The organism is Corynebacterium sp. 20-84 (assembly GCF_053479455.1).
On the sequence record NZ_JBRBCB010000003.1, the window covers coordinates 17002 to 40928 of the forward strand.

At 59.0% G+C, this 23927-nt stretch carries 15 protein-coding genes, 2 pseudogenes and 1 CRISPR repeat array (1 of these 18 running past the window's edge); of the genes and pseudogenes, 8 read left to right on the forward strand and 9 right to left on the reverse strand.

The annotated features are described in order from the left end of the window. The first annotated feature begins 1 nt into the window (after position 1). The 6 genes from ACUY2Y_RS02765 to ACUY2Y_RS02790 all read left to right on the forward strand — a co-directional run bounded on the left by ACUY2Y_RS02765 (position 2) and on the right by ACUY2Y_RS02790 (position 11320). On the forward strand, positions 2-508 hold the full coding sequence (locus ACUY2Y_RS02765) for a hypothetical protein (RefSeq protein WP_448324722.1): 507 nt from the start codon (positions 2-4) through the stop codon (positions 506-508). Between the two features lie 14 nt (positions 509-522). Beyond that, the gene (locus ACUY2Y_RS02770) at positions 523-1185 is read left to right on the forward strand and encodes a hypothetical protein (RefSeq protein ID WP_448324723.1); all 663 of its coding nucleotides are present in this window, start codon (positions 523-525) and stop codon (positions 1183-1185) included. 103 nt (positions 1186-1288) lie between these two features. Further along, complete coding sequence (locus tag ACUY2Y_RS02775; RefSeq protein ID WP_448324724.1) at positions 1289-2353, forward strand: hypothetical protein; 1065 nt, start codon at positions 1289-1291, stop codon at positions 2351-2353. A 52-nt stretch (positions 2354-2405) separates the two neighbouring features. Beyond that, complete coding sequence (locus tag ACUY2Y_RS02780) at positions 2406-3380, forward strand: DUF3068 domain-containing protein (RefSeq protein ID WP_448324725.1); 975 nt, start codon at positions 2406-2408, stop codon at positions 3378-3380. 335 nt (positions 3381-3715) lie between these two features. Beyond that, complete coding sequence (gene rpoB / locus ACUY2Y_RS02785) at positions 3716-7213, forward strand: DNA-directed RNA polymerase subunit beta (protein WP_259900424.1); 3498 nt, start codon at positions 3716-3718, stop codon at positions 7211-7213. A gap of 105 nt (positions 7214-7318) precedes the next feature. Continuing rightward, positions 7319-11320 (forward strand): DNA-directed RNA polymerase subunit beta', encoded by a 4002-nt coding sequence (locus ACUY2Y_RS02790; RefSeq protein ID WP_448324726.1) that lies wholly within the window; start codon positions 7319-7321, stop codon positions 11318-11320. 183 nt (positions 11321-11503) lie between these two features. Here the strand turns inward: ACUY2Y_RS02790 and cas2e are convergent, their stop codons facing one another. Both cas2e and ACUY2Y_RS02800 read right to left on the reverse strand, forming a co-directional pair. After that, a complete protein-coding gene (cas2e, locus tag ACUY2Y_RS02795) occupies positions 11504-11839 on the reverse strand; it encodes a type I-E CRISPR-associated endoribonuclease Cas2e (RefSeq protein ID WP_448324727.1) in 336 nt (111 codons plus the stop codon). Beyond that, positions 11836-12222 (reverse strand): annotated as a pseudogene (locus ACUY2Y_RS02800) (type I-E CRISPR-associated endonuclease Cas1e); the annotation flags it as partial. The pseudogene ACUY2Y_RS02800 and the gene cas2e, both read right to left, overlap by 4 nt. A 72-nt stretch (positions 12223-12294) precedes the next feature. Here ACUY2Y_RS02800 and istA point away from each other — a divergent pair. Both istA and istB read left to right on the forward strand, forming a co-directional pair. Next, positions 12295-13500 carry an IS21 family transposase gene (gene istA, locus ACUY2Y_RS02805; protein ID WP_448324728.1) on the forward strand — a complete coding sequence of 402 codons (1206 nt, stop codon included), beginning with the start codon at positions 12295-12297 and terminating at the stop codon, positions 13498-13500. 27 nt (positions 13501-13527) lie between these two features. Continuing rightward, complete coding sequence (gene istB / locus ACUY2Y_RS02810) at positions 13528-14310, forward strand: IS21-like element helper ATPase IstB (protein ID WP_448324729.1); 783 nt, start codon at positions 13528-13530, stop codon at positions 14308-14310. A gap of 49 nt (positions 14311-14359) precedes the next feature. Here the strand turns inward: istB and ACUY2Y_RS02815 are convergent. The 7 genes and pseudogenes from ACUY2Y_RS02815 to cas3 form a co-directional block, all read right to left on the reverse strand. Continuing rightward, a pseudogene (locus ACUY2Y_RS02815) lies at positions 14360-14929 on the reverse strand (CRISPR-associated endonuclease Cas1); the annotation flags it as partial. Next, entirely contained in the window at positions 14930-15631 is a 702-nt protein-coding gene (gene cas6e, locus ACUY2Y_RS02820; protein WP_448324730.1) for a type I-E CRISPR-associated protein Cas6/Cse3/CasE, read from the reverse strand. After that, on the reverse strand, positions 15628-16350 hold the full coding sequence (cas5e, locus tag ACUY2Y_RS02825) for a type I-E CRISPR-associated protein Cas5/CasD (RefSeq protein WP_448324731.1): 723 nt from the start codon (positions 16348-16350) through the stop codon (positions 15628-15630). Before cas5e ends, cas6e begins: the two co-directional genes overlap by 4 nt. Further along, entirely contained in the window at positions 16350-17507 is a 1158-nt protein-coding gene (gene cas7e / locus ACUY2Y_RS02830) for a type I-E CRISPR-associated protein Cas7/Cse4/CasC (RefSeq protein WP_448324732.1), read from the reverse strand. Before cas7e ends, cas5e begins: the two co-directional genes overlap by 1 nt. Positions 17508-17520: 13 nt before the next feature. Next, entirely contained in the window at positions 17521-18168 is a 648-nt protein-coding gene (casB, locus tag ACUY2Y_RS02835) for a type I-E CRISPR-associated protein Cse2/CasB (RefSeq protein WP_448324733.1), read from the reverse strand. Continuing rightward, on the reverse strand, positions 18165-19868 hold the full coding sequence (gene casA, locus ACUY2Y_RS02840; protein WP_448324734.1) for a type I-E CRISPR-associated protein Cse1/CasA: 1704 nt from the start codon (positions 19866-19868) through the stop codon (positions 18165-18167). The genes casB and casA overlap by 4 nt, the downstream gene beginning before the upstream one ends. 63 nt (positions 19869-19931) lie before the next feature. Further along, a complete protein-coding gene (gene cas3 / locus ACUY2Y_RS02845; protein ID WP_448324735.1) occupies positions 19932-22733 on the reverse strand; it encodes a CRISPR-associated helicase Cas3' in 2802 nt (933 codons plus the stop codon). Between the two features lie 291 nt (positions 22734-23024). Beyond that, a CRISPR array of direct repeats spans positions 23025-23927; the repeat unit is 28 nt; unit sequence GTGCTCCCCGCGTGAGCGGGGATGAGCC (it continues 5475 nt past the right edge of the window).

Sequence of the window (23927 nt, forward strand, 5' to 3'; positions counted from 1 at the left end):
GATGATCTGCTACCGAATCGATGCAGCAATTGTTTCCGCTCTGTTCGAATACGACGGGTCTTTTCATATGTTGAAGATGACTGAGACCCAGGATTTCAACGAGTTCGACGGCCAAAGCTTTGAGGTGTTGGAAGTTCGAAAAGACACCGATGGGACACCGATGCCGCAATATGGTTTGACGGAGGCTTTGGGGGCGCTGGTGGCTGAAAGCGAGATGGCTCCTGCGATTCGTGAGGCGTTGAATCAGGGTGGGGCGAGGATTGCTGAGGCGACGTTTGTCAGCCAGTTTGGGGCCTACCACGGTTTTCGTGCTTTCAATTTGTATGAAGATACGCCACAGGCTCCGGTGTTTAGGACTCGTACTACTCCGTCTAATCCTGATTTGTGGATGGATCAGCTTTATACGCCGCAGTTTGCGGAGTGGCTAAAGGCGAATTTCGATACCCGTGGTTTGAGCATTAATCGTGTGGAGCGCGACCCGTACTTCTACCGGCCGGATCCGAAATAGAGAGGGTGTGACTTGTGGCTGTTGAGCTTCCGCCGTTGATTTCTGTTGAGCAGTATCTTTCTGGTGTTGAGCTGGCACCGATTCCGGATTTGACGTGGGGTCAGGCTAGGGAGGTTCTGGCTGATTCTCGTGATGCGGATACGCATGTGACCGTGGTTGGGGCGCTTGCGCGTAATTTGATTAATTCCTGCAGTGTTCGTGGGCGGGAAGGCAATGCTGTTCCTGGTCGTGAGGCTAATGAGGTGCTTGCTGGTTCGCCGGTGGCTCGGTGGGCGACGATGACGCTGCTTAAGTATGACGCGGCGGCGTATCCGCCGTTGGATGTGCATCGTTTCGTCACAGCTACTGACACCCCGAGCGGGGGCGATGAGTTGGTCGCTATGCATTTGTGGGGGACGGCTGGGTTGTGCCATGAGGGGATTGATGACCCGTTTGGTGCGCTTGACGCGTGTGGGGCTTTTTTGGAGTTGAGTCAGGGGCGTGGGTGGACGCGCCCGGATTTCGATATTGCTGGGATCGTGCTTGATGCGGCGGTTGAGGGAGTCAGCGGGCCGATCGGCCCGATTGGGGATGAATTGATGAAGAAGTGGGAGCAGCGTCTTGTAGGGGCGGTGGAAAGCGTCGATCCTGATTTCGCGTATACCGAACACCAGCTCTTACAAGCGTGGCGCAGTTAGCGTCCGGCTCTACATAGAAGCGCAGAAACTATGATTTAGGTGTCGCTACGCCCAACCGCGACCTGGTCTGAGTCCTCAGGTTCGCACGCAAGGGGTTAATGCTGTGTTCGAGAAGTTGGATCCGGAAAACCAGATGAAGGCTGCTCGAGGCGAGATTCTTCGGGTAGTGAATGAAGTCAACCCTGAACTGGCTGAGTTGGTCGATCCGAATGTGAGTTGGATCGACCAACTCAAAGAGCATGCGAGCCGCAGTGAGCTAAAGGCGATTCGTGAGGGGATTCGCCCGTTGGCGGAGCGTTCGTTTGATGATCCGCTCGCGCGTTACATGTTCCGCTATCTTCCGGGGTTCGGGGTGAAGAATCCCGACATCAGTTATGTGGTCGATGAGATCGAGCAGCTGAAAGACGAAGAGATAGGGCCTGAATTGCAACGGGGCTTGGATCACGACGTGGATATTTTGTACAACACGTTGTTACCGAGCAGTGTTGGTCAGCTCGATCGATTCCTGAGGCTGGAGTCAGAAGCGATCACCCTGATGCAAGGGGGAATCATCCAGGAGGGGGCGAAGAAGAAGTTCTTCCGTGAAGCCTCAGAACTGCAATGGCTGGTCTCGTCGCGTTTTCGTGGCTTGAACAAATACACTGACCGGGCTTTGGATCGGATGTTGTCTGCTTCTGATGAGAGCGTTTCAGTGAAGACCGCAGGGTCGGCTTCGCCGGAGTCGGAGGCGCTGGGGGTGGAGACGCTGGCTGATGCGGCGGTGAGCGGTCCGATTCCGATCTATGTGTCGGTGCCGGCGGAGGAGTATTCGGCGCTTCTGTCCGCTGAGGCAGAGGTTCGGGCGGATGCGGTGTTCGAGGCGATGGAGGAAGAGACGTGGCCGGTGGGGGACGTCGATAAGCTTCATGCGGCGACGTACCGCGTGCTGGTCGATCTCGTGGGGGAGGAGGACGCGGAGGCGATTGTCTATGGCGGCACGGATCTGGATCCGCAGCAGGAGACGGACGGGTTGAGGGGGAATGAGGCGGGTGTCGTCGATAAGCTTTCGTCCGTGCTCGCTGGTGTTGAGCTGGGGGCGGTGGAGAATTCCTATGCGGTGGGGGAGCTGGCCGCGATCTACGCGGCGGCAGCTGAGCGCGGCGACGCGATCGCGGTACTGATGAACTAGCGCGGCGTGGTGACCGTGTGCCTGGGGTGGGTTGGCTTGTACACTCGCTCGCATGCTCCCTAAATCCCGCATCGTGTCAGCCCTGCTCGTCGGGCTTGGTCTGGCGTTGATCGTTGCGGGGCTGATCGCGCCGCGGTTCCTCAACGGTGATGCGCGTTTCCCGCTGAACCTGGAGAACACCACGTGGACGCTCCACGACCCGGAAGCGACGGTGGGGGAGGCCAAGGACGACGGCACGGCCAAGGACGTGACTGTGCCGCTCACGCGTCAGCTGCACATGACGGTGCAGAACCCGGCGACAGATAAGGCCGTGGCGTTGCGCGTGGGCGACTCGCTACTGCGCGGGGACAAAGAATCGGATTTCGAGAATCTGGTCACGGCCGCGACGTGGTCGATGGAAATGGACCGGAAAACAGGCCGCTTCGACGAGCCGGCGCGGGTGAGCACCGTGATGGCGCTGCCGGAAGAAACGGTCGACATCGACGGAGTGTGGCTGAAATTCCCGTCTGATGTGCAAAAAGAGAGCTACCCCGTCTTCGACCCGACGCTGCGCGCCGCGGTCGACGCGGAATTCACCGGCGAAAGCGAGGTGGCGGGGCGGACGGTCTACACCTTCACGCAGACCATCCCCGACACCAATGTCGCGGAGCTCTACCCGGGCGAGCAGAACTCGCTGATGGTGCCCGGGCCCGACGGGGAAGCGAGAAAGGCATTCAAGCACCACGCCGCCGAGCGCGAAATCACTGTCGACCAGATCACGGGCCTGGTCGTCGGGATCAACGAGAAGGTCGACGACTACTACGCGGACCGCTCTGGCGAGCGCGTGCGCGAGATTTACTCCTACGACGCAGTGATGGACGAGCAGCAGATGGAGGCGCTGACCGGGCAGCTGCCAAAGGTCACCCAGGGGCTGTCGCGCACCGTGACCTATGCCGTCATCGGGGTCGGCACCCTGTTGGCGCTGGCCGGTCTGATCGGTGCGTTCCGTCCGGGCGGGCGCCTACGTGCGGCATCGCACCGCGCGTAGACGCGCTGCGTGCTGCGGCGTTACGGTGGGAGGGCCTGCCGGTGGTATGGTTTCCGGCGAGCGACGGTAGGTATAGATAGATACCGGATTGATAGATATCGGTAGATATCGGCTTTACAAGCGAGCAGCGGGGGTATAAGCTGTCTCCTTGCGCTGGAAGCCGTCGCCAGTGTGTATGAGGAAAACCTTGCGTCAATGCGAAAACATTGATTTGACAAGGTGATTTTGTGCATTCTGGACTCCCGGGGGCTTCCACAGCTGTCGCAGCTAACAATAAACGCTAATTATCCAGCGGGTGACCAGTGCATATGCGCCGTGTACGGGCCCCGCGTGAGGTGCTGGAAGGACCCATCTTGGCAGTCTCCCGCCAGACCAAGTCAGTGGCCACGATTCCCGGAGCTCCGGAGCGCTACTCGTTCGCGAAGATCGACGAGCCGATTGCGCTTCCTGGGCTCCTTGATGTTCAGTTAGAATCCTTCGCTTGGCTCGTCGGCACGCCCGAGTGGCGTGAGCGTCAGGCAGAAGAGCGCGGCGACGACGCCCGCATCACGTCCGGTCTCGAAGACATCCTGGAGGAGATCTCTCCGATCCAGGATTACTCGGGCAACATGAGCTTGTCTCTGTCCGAGCCGCGCTTCGAAGATGTCAAGTACACCATCGACGAGTGTAAAGACAAGGACATCAACTACTCCGCACCGTTGTACGTCACCGCGGAGTTCATTAACAACGACACCCAGGAGATCAAGTCCCAGACCGTCTTCATCGGCGACTTCCCGCTGATGACGGACAAGGGCACGTTCATCGTCAACGGCACCGAGCGTGTCATTGTCTCCCAGCTGGTGCGTTCCCCGGGCGTCTACTTCGACGAGACGATCGACAAGTCCACCGAGCGTCCGCTCCACGCCGTGAAGGTCATCCCGTCACGTGGTGCATGGCTGGAGTTCGACGTCGATAAGCGCGATACCGTCGGTGTCCGCATCGACCGCAAGCGCCGTCAGCCGGTGACCGTCCTGCTGAAGGCCCTCGGCTGGACCGAGCAGCAGATCAAGGACCGTTTCGGCTTCTCCGAGATCATGATGTCCACGCTGGAGAACGATGGCGTGGCCAACACCGACGAGGCACTGCTGGAGATCTACCGCAAGCAGCGCCCGGGCGAGCAGCCGACCCGCGATCTCGCGCAGTCCCTGCTCGAGAACGCCTTCTTCCGCGCGAAGCGCTACGACCTCGCACGCGTCGGCCGCTACAAGGTCAACCGCAAGCTCGGCCTCGGCGGCGACCACGAAGGCCTGATGACCCTGACTGAAGAGGACATCGCCACCACGCTCGAGTACCTCGTGCGCCTGCACGCGGGTGAGCGTGAGATGACCTCCCCGGAGGGCGTTGTCATCCCGATCAACACCGACGACATCGACCACTTCGGCAACCGTCGCCTGCGCACCGTGGGCGAGCTGGTGCAGAACCAGGTCCGCGTCGGCCTGTCCCGCATGGAGCGCGTCGTGCGCGAGCGCATGACCACGCAGGACGCTGAGTCGATCACTCCGACCTCCCTGATCAACGTTCGCCCGGTCTCCGCGGCGATCCGCGAGTTCTTCGGCACCTCCCAGCTGTCGCAGTTCATGGACCAGAACAACTCCCTGTCTGGTCTGACTCACAAGCGTCGTCTCTCCGCACTCGGCCCGGGTGGCCTGTCCCGTGAGCGCGCCGGCATCGAGGTCCGAGACGTCCACCCGTCGCACTACGGTCGCATGTGCCCGATCGAGACTCCTGAGGGCCCGAACATTGGCCTGATTGGCGCACTGTCTTCTTATGCACGTGTGAACCCGTTCGGCTTCATTGAGACGCCGTACCAGAAGGTCGTCGACGGCAAGATCACCGAGGAGATCGAATACCTCACCGCCGACGAGGAGGACCGCTACGCAATTGCTGAGGCGGCCACCGAGCACGACAAGGACATGAACATCACCGCCGAGCGCATCGAGGTGCGCCTCAAGGACGGCGACATCGGTGTCGTGGGTGCCAAGGACGTCGACTACGTCGACATCTCCCCGCGCCAGATGGTCTCCGTCGCTACGGCGATGATTCCGTTCCTCGAGCACGACGACGCTAACCGCGCGCTCATGGGTGCGAACATGCAGAAGCAGGCAGTGCCGCTGCTGCGTTCCGACGCCGCGTACGTGGCCACCGGCACCGAGCTGCGCGCCGCCTACGACGCAGGCGACATTGTCATCGCCAAGAACGCTGGTGTTGTCGAGGATGTCACCGGTGACGTCATCACCATCATGGACGACGAGGGTCAGCGCGAGTCCTACCTGCTGCGCACGTTCGAGCGCACCAACCAGGGCACCTGCTACAACCAGACCCCGATCGTCTCTGCAGGCGACCGCGTTGAGGCCGGCCAGGTCATCGCTGACGGCCCGGGCACCAAGAACGGCGAGATGGCGCTGGGCACCAACCTGCTCGTGGCATTCATGCCGTGGGAGGGCCACAACTACGAGGACGCCATCATCCTCAACCAGCGCGTGGTGGAGCAGGACATCCTGACCTCCGTGCACATTGAGGAGCACGAGATCGATGCCCGCGACACGAAGCTGGGCGCCGAGGAAATCACCCGCGAGATCCCGAACGTCTCCGAGGACGTGCTCAAGGACCTCGACGAGCGCGGCATCATCCGCATCGGTGCGGACGTCCGCGATGGCGACATCCTCGTCGGTAAGGTCACCCCGAAGGGCGAGACCGAGCTGACCCCGGAGGAGCGCCTGCTGCGCGCCATCTTCGGTGAGAAGGCACGCGAGGTCCGCGACACCTCACTGAAGGTGCCGCACGGTGAGACCGGCAAGGTCATCGCTGTCCGTCGCTTCTCCCGTGAGGACGACGACGATCTGTCGCCGGGCGTCAACGAGATGATCCGCGTCTACGTCGCCCAGAAGCGCAAGATCCAGGACGGCGACAAGATGGCCGGCCGCCACGGCAACAAGGGTGTCGTGGGCAAGATCCTCCCCGAGGAGGACATGCCGTTCATGGCTGACGGCACCCCGGTGGACATCATCCTGAACACCCACGGTGTGCCGCGTCGTATGAACATCGGCCAGGTCCTCGAGGTTCACCTCGGTTGGCTGGCGCACGCAGGTTGGACCGTCAACCCGGACGACCCGAAGAACGCGAAGCTGCTGGAGACCCTTCCGGAGCACCTCTACGACGTTCCGCCGGAGTCCCTCACCGCGACCCCGGTGTTCGACGGTGCCACCAACGAGGAGATCGCCGGCCTGCTGGCCAACACCAAGCCGAACCGCGACGGCGAGGTCATGGTGGACGGCGACGGCAAGACCCTGCTTTTCGACGGCCGCTCCGGCGAACCGTTCAAGTACCCGATCTCCGTCGGCTACATGTACATGCTCAAGCTGCACCACCTGGTGGACGAGAAGATTCACGCCCGCTCCACCGGCCCGTACTCCATGATTACCCAGCAGCCGCTGGGTGGTAAGGCCCAGTTCGGTGGCCAGCGCTTCGGCGAGATGGAGGTGTGGGCAATGCAGGCGTACGGCGCTGCCTACACCCTGCAGGAGCTGCTGACCATCAAGTCCGATGACGTTGTGGGCCGCGTGAAGGTGTACGAGGCGATTGTCAAGGGCGACAACATCCCGGATCCGGGCATCCCGGAGTCCTTCAAGGTGTTGCTCAAGGAGCTGCAGTCGCTGTGCCTCAACGTCGAGGTGCTGTCCACTGACGGCACTCCGATGGAGCTGTCCGGCGACGACGACGAATACGACCAGGCAGGATCCTCACTGGGCATCAACCTGTCCCGCGACGAGGGTTCCGCAGCCGACACGGCATAAGCGCGCGAGCGCTTCTGCCGTGCGTCGGCACGCAATTAAGACTTAAAACGAAGAACTAATTCAACTTCAATCCTCCCGCGAAATGGGAGGTGAAAGGGCATTTACGTGTTTGACGTAAACCTCTTCGATGAGCTCCGCATCGGCCTGGCCACCGCCGAAGACATCCGCCGCTGGTCGCACGGTGAGGTGAAGAAGCCGGAGACGATCAACTACCGCACCCTCAAGCCGGAGAAGGACGGCCTGTTCTGCGAGCGCATTTTCGGTCCGACCCGCGACTGGGAGTGCTCCTGCGGCAAGTACAAGCGCGTCCGCTACAAGGGCATCATCTGTGAGCGCTGTGGCGTCGAGGTGACCAAGTCCAAGGTGCGCCGCGAGCGCATGGGCCACATCGAGCTGGCCGCTCCGGTCACGCACATCTGGTACTTCAAGGGCGTTCCGTCCCGCCTGGGCTACCTGCTGGACCTGGCGCCGAAGGACCTCGAGCGCATCATTTACTTCGCTGCCAACATCATTACCTCTGTCGACGAGGAGGCACGTCACAACGACATGTCCACCCTCGAGGCGGAGATGATCCTGGAGAAGAAGGAAGTCGAGCAGGACACCGAGTCCGAGATCGCGGACCGTGCCCAGAAGCTCGAGGAGGACCTCGCCGAGCTCGAGTCCGAGGGCGCCACCGCCGCTGCGCGCAAGAAGGTGCAGAATGCTGCCGATAAGGAAATGCAGCACATGCGCGAGGCGGGCGAGCGCGAGATCGAGCGTCTCGACGAGATCTGGAACACCTTCATCAAGCTCGCCCCGAAGCAGATGATCATCGACGAGAACCTCTACGAGGAGCTCGTTGACCGCTACGAGGATTACTTCACCGGCGGCATGGGCGCCGAGGCGATCCAAACCCTGATCCGCAACTTCGACCTGGACGCTGAGTCCGAGGAGCTGCGCACGATCATCGCTGAGGGCAAGGGCCAGAAGAAGGTCCGCGCACTCAAGCGCCTGAAGGTCGTCGCTGCGTTCCAGCGTTCCGGCAACGACCCGGCCGGCATGATCCTCGACGCTATCCCGGTGATCCCGCCGGAGCTGCGTCCGATGGTTCAGCTCGACGGTGGCCGCTTCGCCACCTCCGACCTGAACGACCTGTACCGCCGCGTGATCAACCGCAACAACCGCCTGAAGCGCATGATCGACCTCGGTGCGCCCGAGATCATCGTGAACAACGAGAAGCGCATGCTGCAGGAGTCCGTTGACGCGCTGTTCGACAACGGTCGTCGCGGCCGCCCGGTCACCGGTCCGGGCAACCGTCCGCTGAAGTCCCTGTCCGACCTGCTCAAGGGCAAGCAGGGCCGCTTCCGCCAGAACCTGCTTGGTAAGCGTGTGGACTACTCCGGCCGTTCGGTGATTATCGTCGGTCCGCAGCTCAAGATGCACGAGTGCGGTCTGCCGAAGCTGATGGCTCTCGAGCTGTTCAAGCCGTTCGTGATGAAGCGCCTGGTCGACAACGACTACGCGCAGAACATCAAGTCCGCCAAGCGCATGGTCGAGCGTCAGCGCCCCGAGGTGTGGGACGTGCTCGAAGAGGCGATTGCCGAGCACCCGGTGCTGCTCAACCGCGCACCGACGCTGCACCGCCTTGGTATCCAGGCCTTCGAGCCGGTCCTGGTCGAGGGTAAGGCCATCCAGCTGCACCCGCTGGCATGTGAGGCCTTCAACGCCGACTTCGACGGCGACCAGATGGCTGTTCACCTGCCGCTGTCCGCTGAGGCACAGGCTGAGGCACGTGTCCTCATGCTGTCCTCCAACAACATCCTGTCCCCGGCATCCGGTAAGCCGCTGGCTATGCCGCGTCTGGATATGGTCACCGGCCTGTACTTCTTGACCATGGTCAAGAGCGAGAGCGAGATCGGTGGCCAGGGCGCATACGCACCGGCCGACGAGAACGGCCCGGAGTGCGGCACCTACTCCGATCACCGCGAGGCCATCATGGCCTACGACCGCGGTGTGCTGGGCCTGCAGGCCCCGATCAAGGTGCGCATCAGCCACCTGCGTCCGACGCGCGAGATCGAGGCAGAGCAGTTCCCGGACGGCTGGGAGAAGGGCCAGACCTGGACCGCGGAGACCACGCTCGGCCGCATCATGTTCAACGAGATGCTGCCGTTCAACTTCCCATACCAGGAAGGCGCCATGGTCCGTAAGGGCGGCGGCTCCGGCAAGGTCCTGCTCGGCGACATCATCTCCGCCATGGTGGAGAAGTACCCGATGATCACCGTCGCGCAGACGATGGACAAGCTCAAGGACGCCGGTTTCTACTGGGCGACCCGCTCGGGCATCACCATCACCATGTCCGACGTGCTCGTGCTCCCGAACAAGACCGAGATCTTGGACGAGTACGAGAAGGAAGCCGCAGAGATCGAGCGCAAGTTCTGGGAGAAGGGTGCTCTTACCGAAGAGAACCGCTACGACCGTCTTGTGGAGCTGTGGCAGGACGCCACCAACAAGGTGGGTCAGGCTGTCGAGGATCTGTACCCGGACGACAACCCGATTCCGATGATCGTGAAGTCCGGTGCTGCCGGTAACATGCGCCAGATCTGGACCCTGGCCGGCATGAAGGGCATGGTCGTGAACTCCCGCGGTGAGTACATCACCCGTCCGATCAAGACCTCCTTCCGCGAGGGCCTGTCCGTGATGGAGTACTTCAACAACTCCCACGGTTCCCGTAAGGGCCTGGCGGATACCGCTCTGCGTACCGCTGACTCCGGTTACCTCACCCGCCGTCTCGTGGACGTCGCGCAGGACGTCATCGTCCGCGAGGACGACTGCGGCACCCACCAGGGTGTCAAGGTTCCTGTCGCAGAAGCGACAGGAACGGGCAACCACGTCCGCCACGACCTGGTGGAGACCTCCGTGTCCGGCCGCGTGCTGGCCGCGGATGCGACCGACGCCGACGGCAAGGTCATCCTCGAGGCAGGCAACGACCTGTCCGAGGAGCGCATCGACACCCTGGTCGAGGCCGGTGTCAAGGAGATCAAGGTCCGCTCCGTGCTGACCTGCCAGACCCCGACCGGTGTGTGCGCGAAGTGCTACGGCAAGTCCATGGCCACCGGCAAGCTGGTGGACATCGGCGAGGCTGTCGGCATTGTCGCGGCCCAGTCGATTGGTGAGCCGGGTACCCAGCTGACCATGCGTACCTTCCACCAGGGTGGTGTCGGCGGCGACATTACCGGTGGTCTGCCGCGTGTCCAGGAGCTGTTCGAGGCCCGCGTGCCGAAGAACCGCGCCCCGATCGCGTCTGTCGCCGGCGAGATCTCGCTGGAGGACGAGGGCAACTTCTGGACCCTGACCATCCACCCGGAGGACGGCTCCGACGACGTGGTCTACGAGAAGCTGTCCAAGCGTCAGGGCCTGGCTCAGGTGCGCCGCCCGATGGAGTCCAACCCGGACGCCATGATCGAGCGCTCGCTTAAGGACGGCGACAAGGTCAACGTCGGCGACCGCCTGCTGCGCGGTGCGGCTGATCCGCACGACGTGCTCGAGGTCCTCGGCCGCCGCGGTGTGGAGAAGCACCTCATCGACGAGGTTCAGGCTGTCTACCGCACCCAGGGTGTGTCGATTCACGACAAGCACATCGAGATCATCATCCGCCAGATGCTGCGCCGCGGCACCGTCATCGATGCGGGCGCGACCGAGTTCCTGCCGGGCACCCTGGTCGACCTGTCCGAGGCACGCCAGATCAACAGCCAGGCCGTTGCCGAGGGCGGCGAGCCGGCTGAGCTGCGCAGTGAGATCATGGGTATTACCAAGGCGTCGCTCGCGACCGAGTCGTGGCTGTCCGCCGCCTCCTTCCAGGAGACGACGCGCGTGCTCACCGACGCCGCGATCAACAAGCGCTCCGATAAGCTGATCGGCCTCAAGGAGAACGTGATCATCGGTAAGCTCATCCCGGCCGGTACGGGTATCTCGCGCTACCGCAACATCTCCGTCAAGCCGACGGAGGCCGCACGTTCCGCCGCCTACTCGATTCCGTCCTTCGGCGATTCGATCTACGGCGACGAAGGCTACGGCGAGTTCACTGGCGCATCCGTGCCGCTCGACGAGTACGGCTTCGATCAGTTCTAAGCGCCTAAACGCCCGCGCTTAACGACGAGCCCGGCTCCCGCCCCCGCCCCCCGCACTTTCCTGCGGGGTGAGTGGGGGCGGGGAGCCGGGCTTTTCGCCATCCATCATCGTCTCCCGAGGGTTCACGAACATCAGAGATTGAGGAATCGGGCGCTGTGAGTACTCGTCGACGACTTTGGGACCTTATCTACGCTGCCTCTGTCGTCTCGCTCTACTCCAGCCGGTCCTTCTCGCTTTTTTACTAGGAGCGGCTGGCCTGACCATGAGCGTGAGGCCGTCAAAGTCTGTTGGAGTCCAGTCGTGCCGGTGCGTGCGAAATTCCATGCCCTGCTCGTTGTTGGATGAGTAAACCAGCAGTGCCCGCCCGTCACGGACTAGATCTGTCGTTCTATCCCATAGGAGATCGCGAACGCGAGCCGAAGGCGAACCCACGAATGTGCCAGGTGTGAGTTCTGTGAGCCATTTGGTCAGGTCACCCCGCAGGCCAGCCGGGCATGCCGTAACCACAAGAACCATCATGTGAGCGCCTCGTGCTCAGCCCAATTGACACCCGAAGAAATGACTTCGAGTTCGCTCCAAAGTAAGAGTTCTGCGTCTTTGAAGAGTTCGTCATCCGGTACGTCCATAACGAACTTGAGGTCGCGGACCATCCGCTGCATCAATCGCTTTTCGACGATTGCGTCCCGCACCATCCTCCGCACAGTGACAGATGGCATGCCCTGTGCGCTGGCTACAGCTTCGAAAGCCGCGGGAATAGCAATCTCGGCCTTATACAAATCCGCAATGTCGTACACGAAAGAGCGATCGGTTCCTGTATGGATCACACCGAGCGCGGGAATGAACCCCATTCCCGCTACTACGGCATGCGCAATGCCATAAAGAGCTGCGCTAGCCGCAGTGAGCGTGTCAGCGCTCTTTGAAAAGTAGCCCAAAACGCTCCCCGAAAAGTAGCCCATCCGAAAAAGATTGGATGGGTGATTTCTTTGGAGCAATGGGCACAGATCCGATACCTGCGTGGGCAGGGTTTATCGATACGCAAGATTGCCAACGAGGTTGGCTGCGCGAAAAAGACTGTCGAGCGGGCACTCGCTTCGGATTCGCCTCCGAAATACCCGCCGCGTCGGGCTAAAACCACAAGTTTCGATGCCTTCGAACCACAAGTACGCGCGTTGCTGGCTGAAACTCCACGTCTTAACGCAAAAGTCATCGGACAGCGCGTTGGGTGGACCGGGTCAGAATCGTGGCTGCGCAAAAACATTGCCCGGATCCGACCCGAGTATCTTCCCGCAGACCCCGTGGACACGCTCACCCATCTTCCCGGGCGTGAAATCCAGTGCGACCTGACTTTTGCCGCCGGCGGGTTGCCCGATGCAAGCGGTGTGCACCGACCATTCCCGGTGCTGGTGATGGCGGCATCGCATTCCCGATTCGCCGCCGCCTGTCTGCTTCCGACTCGTACAACTGATGATCTGATAGCTGGGATGTGGCAGCTCATCGAGCGTGACTTCAAAGCCGTGCCCGACCGGCTGGTATGGGACCGGGAAGCTGGCATCGGCAAAGCCCGCCTGTGTGAGCCAGTCGCTGCGTTCGCCGGTGCAATCGGCACCAAGATCGTCCAGGCCCCGCCGAGAGATCCGGAATCGAAAGGCATCGTTGAACGCACCAACGGCTATATGAAGCGCTCCTTTTTCCCAGGCCGGCACTTCAGCAACCCGCAGGATGTGCAAGACCAACTCGATGAATGGTTTAGCACCGTGGCCAATACCCGCACCCATGCCACGTTGAAAACCCGCCCGATCGATCTGTTTCGCACCGACCAACAGTCCATGCGTCCACTTCCGCCGTATACCCCAACGATCGGGATCCGTCCTGCAGTACGCCTGCCACGCAACTACTACATCACCGTCGACACCAACCAATACAGCGTCGACCCCGCCTTCATCGACAGGCTTGTGACCGTGCGCACCTGTCTAGAAGAAATCACTGTCACAGGACCATCCGGCGAAATCGCTGCCTGCCACCGGCGTTACTGGGGCAAACACCACGTCATCACCGACCCTGCCCACCGACACGCCGCACGACGCATGCGACAGCTAATCACCGGACCCCAACGACACACCCACACACCAGACAACGACGTAGAGGTAGCCGATTTAGCCATCTACGACTCAATCGCCTAGCCCCCCCAAAGAAGATTGGATTCGACTATGCCCCACACGCACGCCCACGACACCCAAGCAACGATTGCGCACCTGTCACAGACGCTGAAAGCCCCACGTATCAACACCATTTACGCCACCATTGCTGAACAAGCACGCGCAGAATCGTATACCTACGAGGAATACCTCGCCGCGGTACTTTCAGTAGAAGCCACCGCACGCGCTGAATCCGGAGCGCGCCAACGCATTAAGCGAGCCGGTTTTCCAGCAGTCAAAACCATCGCCGATTTCGACTTCGGCGCCCAACCCGGCATCGACCGCGCTGACATCGCCCGACTAGAAACCGGTGCTTGGGTCGCAACCGCTGAAAACGTCGTCCTTCTAGGCCCACCAGGCACCGGAAAAACACACCTCGCTACAGCCCTAGGCATAACCGCTGCTCAGCAAGGCTACCGAGTACTGTTCGACACCGCCGCAGGGTGGATCAACACACTCACCGAGGCACACAACACCGGACGACTCGAATCCGTACTCAAACGCCTAAGCGGATACCACCTGCTCATCATCGACGAACTCGGATACATCCCCGTTGAGGCAGACGCAGCAAACCTCTTCTTCCAACTCGTCTCACGCCGCTACGAACACGGATCCATCATCGTCACATCCAACCTGGCGTTTTCCCAATGGGCCCAATGCTTCGGAGACGTCACCGTCGCAACTGCCATGGTCGACCGCATCGTCCACCACGCAAAAATCTTCCAACACCGAGGAGTAAGCCACCGCATCAAAGGCCGCGAACTCACAACACCACAAACAAATCAGGCACAATAACTACGACCACACTGGGCTACTTTTCAAAGAGCGCCAGTGGGCTACATTTCGAAGAGCACTCACAGAGCGCTTGGTTGATAGGGGAGGAGGAGTCAAAGTCATTGGGGTCATAACTCCTGCGGTCCCAATAGACACCAGTGCGCTCAGCCTCCGCGGCGTACACCTTCTTCATACGAGCGCCTTCGCGGCCTCGGAGCTTGGCCATCGATAACCCGGTGAGGTCCTCTCCGGGAAAGCGGAGATTGTACATTCGTTTTGCACAGTCGAGTCTCTTCCGCTGGTGTGACACAACTTCAGCCTGAAGCTCCGCCATCCGAGAAGACTTCGCAGGTGGACGTCCGCTCGCGTAGTAGCGAACGCCACGTTCTCCAACCCAGACTGTCGAGGTGCCAGCATCTCCGAGCAAAGCCATCGCGGCATAGGTGATGCGCGTTCCAGGGCCCAGGAGAAGCACGGCTAATTGAGTGGCTGGCACGTGCGCAACGCCGCGTTGATCTGTGATTGTTAGTGCGTTGCCGTCACGGTTCACCGTGGCACGCTCGACATACAGAAATGAAATGCGATCTCCCATTTGCGCCAGGGCGTGGCGCGTGATGGGTAACTCTTGTGGCGTGGTCATTTACTGCACTGGCGCGAGGGTCAGGAGGCCACAACCGTAAGCACGTGCACGACCAATGCCATTAATAAGCGCGCCCCGAAGTGCCGCCGCGTCGGTGACTTCGAGAGTGCCGGAGAAACGTGCCTTTGCAATGCGGACTTGGTTCCGGGATCCGCGGGGCTCTTTTCGTTTGCCGAACACTTCGGTCCACCGCTCCATCACCATCGGTGCATCACCAGCTGACCACCGAGCACGTTCCTCGTCAGTGCAGTCATCATCAATACGCGGAGCAAGCGCGAAACCTGCTCGATCGGCTTGCTTGTACAACCAATCGAGTTGATGACGGACTGATACGTGTGCCTTGACCTTGCCTCGTTTGCCGTTGGGAGCCGAGTAGGTGGGGTTACCCACGATTTCGAAATGCCACCGTTGTCCCTTCATGAGGGAATTCAGAAAACGGTCGTAGTCCGCGCTTTGCGCTGGACGGCTATCCCACCCGGCTTGCTCAACGATTAGAGCGCCCGTGGGCTTTTCAGGACCAACGATGTACAGCACGGATTCGTGGTCTTGCGGGTCGACTCGCCAAAGAACACGTCCATTGTCTTCAGCAATATCCGGCGGGAATGAGGCCCGAACAGCGGCGTGCATGGCTTGGGGATTTGTGAGGAGCTTTCGCCCATTACGCCGCGCTGGGTTGATTGAGATTCTCGTCAGCGTGCTCATGCCTGCACCACCGTTTCAAAATAGATGTCTCGGGGCGAAGTGCGTTCCTTCCCGTCAGGATTGTGAATTTCCACATCGTCACACCGAATGACATCGCGCCATCCATAGCGGCGGTGTTGGGGATCAAAGGACAGTGGAACGTCCTGGCGTGGCACACCGCCTGTCTCTTCGGGAAGTGCGTCCCGGTAGACCGCTAGAGAGACATCCTTCGGCGACTGATTCTTGTGTTGAGCGGTCGCGTACCAAGTTTTGTGGTCTCGAAGGGCCTGCTCGCCGGAAGTATCAGTCAGGCCGACGACTAATCCCGGATGCACGGGGCAGGAGCGCCGTCCCATGAAAAGGGGAAACACAGGAGATTTCAGCGCGTCCGCGATGTTTTCGAGCAGCGCTCGGTCATCCGACTCCACAGCAACAAGGAATGCAGCGTCCGAAAGGAAGTACCGTGTGACGAGATGCGCGGAAGCATTTGGTTTTGTCTGCCATGGCTGAGCAGTCTGGTAATCGCGCAGGAGACTTCCGGATTGGTCGACGCGAACCGCCAGCCTCAGAGCTGCAAGGTCTTCGATTTCGTCTGTGCGACGCCGACCTTGAGCTGCAGCGATGAGACCTACGACTCCAGACTTTGTTGGAGTAGTTGCTGTAGCACGGGTCTTGTAGCGAGACTCATCTCCCCATGATTGCATTGGCCCCTTTAAAAGGAGCAAAAGTGAGTGAGCCACTAGCTTTCACCAGCCAGGCGCTTCAGCTCATCAGCCACACGATCCGTCAGTCCTGTGAGCGTGGTTTTCTCAGCAATGGATTCAAACGGCACAGTGAGATCGCCAATACCAAGCACGAAGGCAGCCTGAGGGACGAAACCGTAGACTTCCTCGATATCTCGTGCTTCCTGAGCGAGTCGCTCAGCGGCCACGGTACGACGGGTCTTTGGTTTCTCATTCGACTGATAGTTGCTGGCTGTTTCCTCGAGTACTGGCGTCTCGAAGGCATTGACCAATGAAACCGGGCGCGTATCGCGAATGGTTACGTAAACCAACTCAGGCAAGGTCTGGTTAGCAAACGTATTGATCTTTCCGGTAGGCATCGACGCAATGAACGCTTCGATGAAGTGTTGCGCTGCCTGGCGTGCGACCTCAGCAGAACCCAGGTTGGCTCCCAGCCCATTCACGTTGACGGTTGCGTACCGGTAAAGGGTAGAAGACATCATCTGGACAGTTCCGATCATTCCTGCACCGGTTTCTTCGCCTTCTTCAGCAAGGTCATCTACTGCGGTGAAGTAGTCAAAGTCTGGCGTGGAGTTGTGGATACCAATAGCGTGAGCAACCTGCACCGCGGCATCGACGTTGAAAGCTGCATCATCTGCGACCATGCGGCCGAACATGGCCATGTCCACGGAGTGATTCGTGTCCAGGATTTCCTTGGCTTCGTTCTTGGTCAGCTTTTCATCGCCGCGTGCGAGTAGCTCCTCAACTGCGCGATCGATCTGCTGCTGGCTGAGGAAGATCAAGTAGCTGGTACGAGGGTACGGGTTGTGTTTCGCTTCTTCGTCGCCCTTCTTTGGCTTCTTGTCTACTTCGGTTTTGATCCCCGCAGCTTTGAACAGCTTCTCAGTCCGTGCGATAGCGTCGTCTTCATCGACGCCTTGTTCCACAAGGCGGAGAGCAATTTTTTCCGGCAAACGTTTGGAACGATCACCGATCTGCTCGCTATCAAATTGAGTTTCAAAGTACCGACGGATAGCACGCTTCCATGACTGGGAAGAGACGCGTTGGCGGGGGACACCACCGAAGACAGCGGTTTTCGGTGCACCAGTGTCATCGCGGTTGATCAGGGATGGAGGAATAGTCTGCAGGGCGTGGATATCGATTACCAGGGACATGGGTACTGCCTTTCTAGTTAGTGGTGGTGGAAAGATCTGAGGATTCGGAGTCAGACAACGGGGAGTCTTGCTGGGATGGTCGTAGCATTCCGACCGCATAATCGCGGCCCCAGCGCAGAAGAACTCCATCGCGATGTGCTGGGTTCTGCAGGCTGCGCAGGTCTACGGCAAAGGCACCGTAGTCAAATGCGAGTTTCTCGTTCTTTAGCAACGAGACCAGTGTTCGCAGGTGAATTAGACGCGAGGACTCTTCGCGAGCAGTTTGCATAGCATCAAACCGTGCTTTAAGTGACCCTGATTCGCTGATGGTTTGCAATCGACCACAGGCCATTGCAAATGAGCGATCTTCAGAGTGTGCTGGCGTTGTAGCGCTTTGCATGTGCGATGCGAAGAGCGTGAGTGCGTAGTAAGCCGCAGACTCAGAAGGTGAGGGGGCATCGCCATGGCCGAGCTCGCCCTCACTAAGCGCAGGGGTGAGGAAGCTCAGGACTTGCTGGAGGGCGAGTGGGTTGGTACCAAACTCGCGAGCCGCACTCTTGCGTAATTCCGCGAAAACTCTGCGTGCTTCAGTACCACCAATTGATTCGGGCCGTTCAAGGTAATTTGTCTGCAATCGGTTTACAGTGTTTGCCACACTGAACCGAAGGTTTGGTGCACTCATTCGGCGTCGCCTTTCTGTCGCTGTGCTCTTTCTTCTCGTTCATGTTCTCGCAAGAGAGGGAGATCCTGGCTGATCCGATATTGCAGATGGCGATACAGTGATCCGGCACTGATTACGCGGCCGTCTCCATCTTCTCCAGCATCCACAACGCGGCCGACCAGAGCTTTCTGTCCCGCTCCTCGCACCGCTTCATCAGCAATCTGGAACAGTTGTTTACGGATCTGGGCCTGCCAGGAGATCGCCTCTTCCTCGATGTTCTCGAGGTTTAGATCACGGAGCCAGGAGATAAATAGTGGTTCCAAGACCGTGTACAGACGGTCCGCTGCATCGACGTCGAATTCGTAGTCGCCGCCAGCCGCAACAGCCAGTTGGCCAGCGAACCAACCGAGTGAAGTAGCCGCGTTGCGGGTTACATCCGCAGCATCGCGAACGTATTGGCGTTGGACTCGTGAAACTCCGTCATCTTGTAGCAGTGAGAGAGGCAGGCCAATATTTCCAGTGACTACTGTGCCGACCGACGAGCTTTGTGCTCCGTATTCCATCGAGACGATGCTTACATCAGCAATCTCGTTAGAGCGCTGTTGCTTCGCGATCCTCGAGAAATTTTCTAAGTTGTCTGGCCGTTTAGGCGCATGATCTGCACCGGTAAAACCGGCATCGGACTCGGATACAAGTAGTGCGTCGAGCGAGCGCCACATGGTGCGCTGTGCATCATATGTTTTGGGGTAGTAGGCCAGCTTTCCTTTCTTAGTCTGATTCTTACTGAAGCGGTAAGGAGTCATTGGATCCCCGAAAACGTTTTTTCCTGCCTCTGGGATTTGATCACCATTGCTAACCAGGACTGCCACTACTCGGTCTTCTTCAGTAAATAGGCGAATTCTTCTTGACTGCCACGTAGCCAGGTCTGCCGCACCTTCTGGCTGCGGCGCTTCGGGTTCCGCAAGCTTTCCGGCGCGATCGTTTCGTTGAGCGGACGAATCCGCATCGCGTTCCCAAACAGGCAAGTCATCTGCGGAACTAGGGGAGAGAACTTTCTCAGGGGTATTCAGTAGAAGGGTTTCGAGAAGTGAGCGTCCATGGATGGTTGTGCCTCCAGTCATTCCGGCCCATCCGGTACCGATTGGGTAGCCCTTACCGCCTTTCACCCGCGGGTCACCGATAGCGCCAGATTTGATCCCGGAGTAGTCATACGCCTGCGTATGGATAAGCCATCGTGCTGCCTCATCGAATGCGAGGCTCTGACGCCCCTCGTGCGTGCGCATTGTGAAATAGTCCTGCTCAGAGTCAGGCAAAATCCGAGAAACTGGCTGTCGTGTCGCCTTGGTTGTATCGAGAGTAGCGACCTGCATAAAAGGTTCTGCGGGATCGAATAAGTCAAAGCGGTGTTGATATTTGTCTAAATATTCCAAGACCGCATTGTCGTTTCCGTCTTCCGCTAGTTCCTGTCGCTTTGAAATGAACCAGGTCTCCCAGCTACGAGAACCTGCGGCGGCGCCTTGGTGAGCCCGCCAGAAGATAGCCAACAAGATACGGCGAACTGCATAGTCCTGTGTGGGGGAATCACCGCGTATCTGAATTGGCGTTGTACTGCCATCGAAAATCTGCCTGATGCTCAATTTCTCGGTGCCGCTGGAGGTTTCGCAGATTATCCACGGCTGTTCAAGCAAGTTGAACGACGGGTGCTTGTCAGGGTGTCTCACTTCGATTCTCTCCTTTCTACTTTTGGGAAACGGGTTGACTTTTCTTCGATATTAAGAATTGTGTTAGACATCATCACCGGGTCTATCGCTCAGGATTTCGATTCCGAGTTCCGAGGTGTATCGGATTTTGAACCGCCCAAGGACAGCTTCGCCTGCTTCATCTAAGGGCAGTGCGAGCTGTCCTTTGAGTAAGTAATGCTTGTTCCATGCCGTGGGTGTGAGTTGTTCAAGGGTCCCAACCACATCTTCAAAATCTGCGTCATATCGAGTCATGCGTGTTGGCAGGCGCACGGTACTTGAAGCCAGATGGAACGCTTGGCGGTAGTTCAGTTCTGGATCACCAGTGATTGCCCAGTCGGTGCCTAATGGGACATACTCTTGCTCGTCACCAGCGATCGGGATGACCTCGACCGTTGGTTCTGCATCGCGGACTTGTGCAGCCCCCATCTCGTCATCTCCAAGGGTGACAGTGGCCTGTTGGAGATCGCCGAAAAGGTCACTGAGCCGGGTGCAGTCTTCGGGAGATTTAATACGGAAGCTGCTTGACCGCGCGTGTGCTGTTTTGACCCGTGCACTGTCAGCGATTAAGGCCTTTTCCCATTCCTCAGCCCATTCGTCCGGTAAGTCTTGCTCGGGGGCGTAAACATTGCGAACGAGTGCTGCTACATCATCCGGCCTTTTAAAAGTTGAGGGCAGATGATGAATGGTTGAGAGGAGAACTTTCAACCCATAGATGGCTTCAGCGCCTGAATCGAGGACAGGATGGGGCACAAGTGTCTCGATACCGCGAACAATTACCTTCGGTTCGCGTACGCGTGATGGACGATCGGCGTCTGGGCGCTCGTGGCGGTGCAGGCGCCCAATACGTTGAATTATGAGATCCATGGGCGCGATGTCAGTGACTAGGACATCAGCATCAATATCTAGACTTTGCTCGGCGACTTGAGTAGCGACCACGATCTTGCGGTATGGCCTACCTTCGCCGCGGTGAGCGTCTGGGCCGAGCTCTTTGCGCAAGAGGTCTTCTTTTTCGGAACGTTCCCAGGCCATGAATCCCGCATGGTGTAGTTCAACCTCATCGGGGTGCGAGAGCTTGAAGGCACGGTATGTTTCTTGAGCGCGGGCGATCGTGTTGCAGATGATGAGCGCTACGCCTCCGTCTTCAAGCAAGGTGTCAATGCGTTGCTGGAGCTCATCGAGCGAGTCATCAATCACTTCGATCGAGGCTTCGAGGTTGGTGGGGCTAGGCGCTGGAGCGATATTCTTCAGTTCAGTTTGAGATGCCACGGTGATGAGCGGATACGCATTGCAGGGGTCTTCGATTTCACGGCCTGTGAATGCTTTTACCAGTGAATTTCGTCGATCCGGTGGGAGAGTGGCAGACATCATTATCACGGTCGCGCCATACTCGGCGAGCCACTCGAGCGTTGTCTCGAGGTAATCAGAGGTGTACGTGTCATACGCGTGAACCTCGTCGAAAATGATGATTTTCCCGGCGAGCGCCACGTGCCGCAGCATGGAATAACGTTGACGTAATGCCATCATGAGCACTTGGTCTACGGTTCCCACAACCACATTTGAGAGCAATCCGCGGCGGCGTCCACTCATCCAAGAACTCGCGATGACATTTTCGCCGGCAGGGCTGTCCTCGCCGATTCCCTTGAATCTCAGTTGCTGATACGGCTGGGACAGTTGATTTTTCGAGTGGGCGAGATAAAGCGATGACACAGTTTCTGAATCTGTGGCGTTCTTGGCCCAAGTGATGGTCCGTTCGAGCAACCCGTTTGCGGTGGCCATCGTTGGTGCCGCTAAGTAAATTCCCTGCGAGCGAGAGGCGTTGGCAATGATGTGTGCGCTGGCAAGGGCCGCTTCCGTCTTGCCTACCCCGGTTTCCGCTTCGAGGATTATTAAGGAGGGGCCAGTAACTGTTTTAGCTGCCTCGGCTAAGGCGGCCTGAACGCTTCTCGCGTGGAAGTGTTCTGGCCAGCTAAAGGAGTTTCGATAATGCTTATCGAGGTCGTCTTCTACGCTCGTTCCGTTCCATGGGGGTGTTAGGTCGGTGGACTGCATTCCAGAGCGAACCCGTTCATCTTGATTCCCGGTAACCACCATGGGAAATGCATCGGGGTTTGATGCAATCCAGTCAGCCATGACGACAAGGCCTGTGAGGAGCTGGATCGCTGATGTGTCTGGTGCTGAGCCTGTTTTCAATACTTCGAGAACAGGCCGGATCCCTGTGTAATTGGCGAGGACGTCCAGTAGTTCGTACTGGACATCTTGCCATTCCTGCGAGTAGATGCTCAGGATGGTTTCGATGTGTTCTTTCTCGCCATCTGATGATGAAACACCGTGATGGGCATCAGAAACTGAGGCAAGTTGTTCTGCGGTGGGGTAGTCAAATCCTTGATCCATGAGCCAGTTTGTGACAAGAACTCCGGAGCAGATGCTATGGGGCATCTTGTTTCGGCCTATTTCTAAGCCGCTCATTCGCAGGGGTAGGCCTGCATCCGTCAGTTTTGAAATGAGGTGCTCGAATCCACCCCTTTTCTCTAGTTGGGTCTGGAACTTCAAGCTGGCTTTGCCAATGTCGTGCGTGCCCGCTAACCAGGCATATAGATCTCGGGTTTGTTCTTCTGTGAGGCCTAAACCGTTCGCAAGTTGCTGCTTTATGTGGTCTGCAATCCAAATGTCGTAAACCGCTCCCGCGACACCGGCTGTATCTATGAGGTGCTGCGGAAGACTGAGGTTGCCACTCTCATCTCCTGACTTAGCCCAAAGTGCTTTAGCTTGTTCGCTGAAACTGAGGATTGGCGCTTGCATTCGAACGGGCTTTTCGCGAAGCGGGCTCTTGTGTTGCTTCTCCATGGTCCACTCCTTGCAGGCGCGGTTTTGTTTACATCGCTTGTTTAAAGTCTAGGCCACTTTAAGGAAATTCTCTTGAAATCTCACTATGACTAGTTGATATATATCCATTCGAGTTGTTTGGTGGAAGCATCTGGTTTTCGCATACCGTTAGCTCATCCCCATTAAATGGGGATGAGCCGTAGTCTTTGTGCGATTGGCTCACCTCCCCGCGTAAGCGGGGTACCATCTACTTGGGTGCGAGAGTTGTCCCTATCAAGGGTAGATAGGATCTCTTTTTGCAGGCTGGGAAGTGTGCTCCCCGCGTGAGCGGGGATGAGCCCCGATGAACCGGTCGAACAGCGGGGTCATCTCGGTGCTCCCCGCGTGAGCGGGGATGAGCCTGCTGACCTTGGTTATCTTGTTCACCAAATCCGGTGCTCCCCGCGTGAGCGGGGATGAGCCGTGAAGGAGCCTTACTGTGGCAACAGTGACACTGTGCTCCCCGCGTGAGCGGGGATGAGCCCACCAGGCCCAGCCATCGACCGCGTCCGCCTCCAGTGCTCCCCGCGTGAGCGGGGATGAGCCCACACACAACACATTGGAGGAAAACATGTCAACGTGCTCCCCGCGTGAGCGGGGATGAGCCGTACCGACTTTTCCACACCTCCAGTTTGTCGCGGTGCTCCCCGCGTGAGCGGGGATGAGCCTACTATGTCGCCATTGACCAGTTCGCCGCTTGTGTGCTCCCCGCGTGAGCGGGGATGAGCCCCTTGGTTGGTACTCACCTGACGGAGAAAAGCCGTGCTCCCCGCGTGAGCGGGGATGAGCCCGGCGCGTGGGAATCCGGCGACATCATCCGAGAGTGCTCCCCGCGTGAGCGGGGATGAGCCCTCATGCACGAAAAAGGAGGGCCAATGGCACGCGTGCTCCCCGCGTGAGCGGGGATGAGCCTCGGTGGGGTGTGGGAATCACACCGCAGGTACAGTGCTCCCCGCGTGAGCGGGGATGAGCCGTCCACGCAATCTGTCACGTTCAATCTGCACCAGTGCTCCCCGCGTGAGCGGGGATGAGCCCAAATGCTCCCCCCGTGGCCCAAGGTGGCCCCCGTGCTCCCCGCGTGAGCGGGGATGAGCCCCCACCCCCATCTACGACCAACTAATCAAAGAAGTGCTCCCCGCGTGAGCGGGGATGAGCCCGGCGGGCCGGAGTATCCAT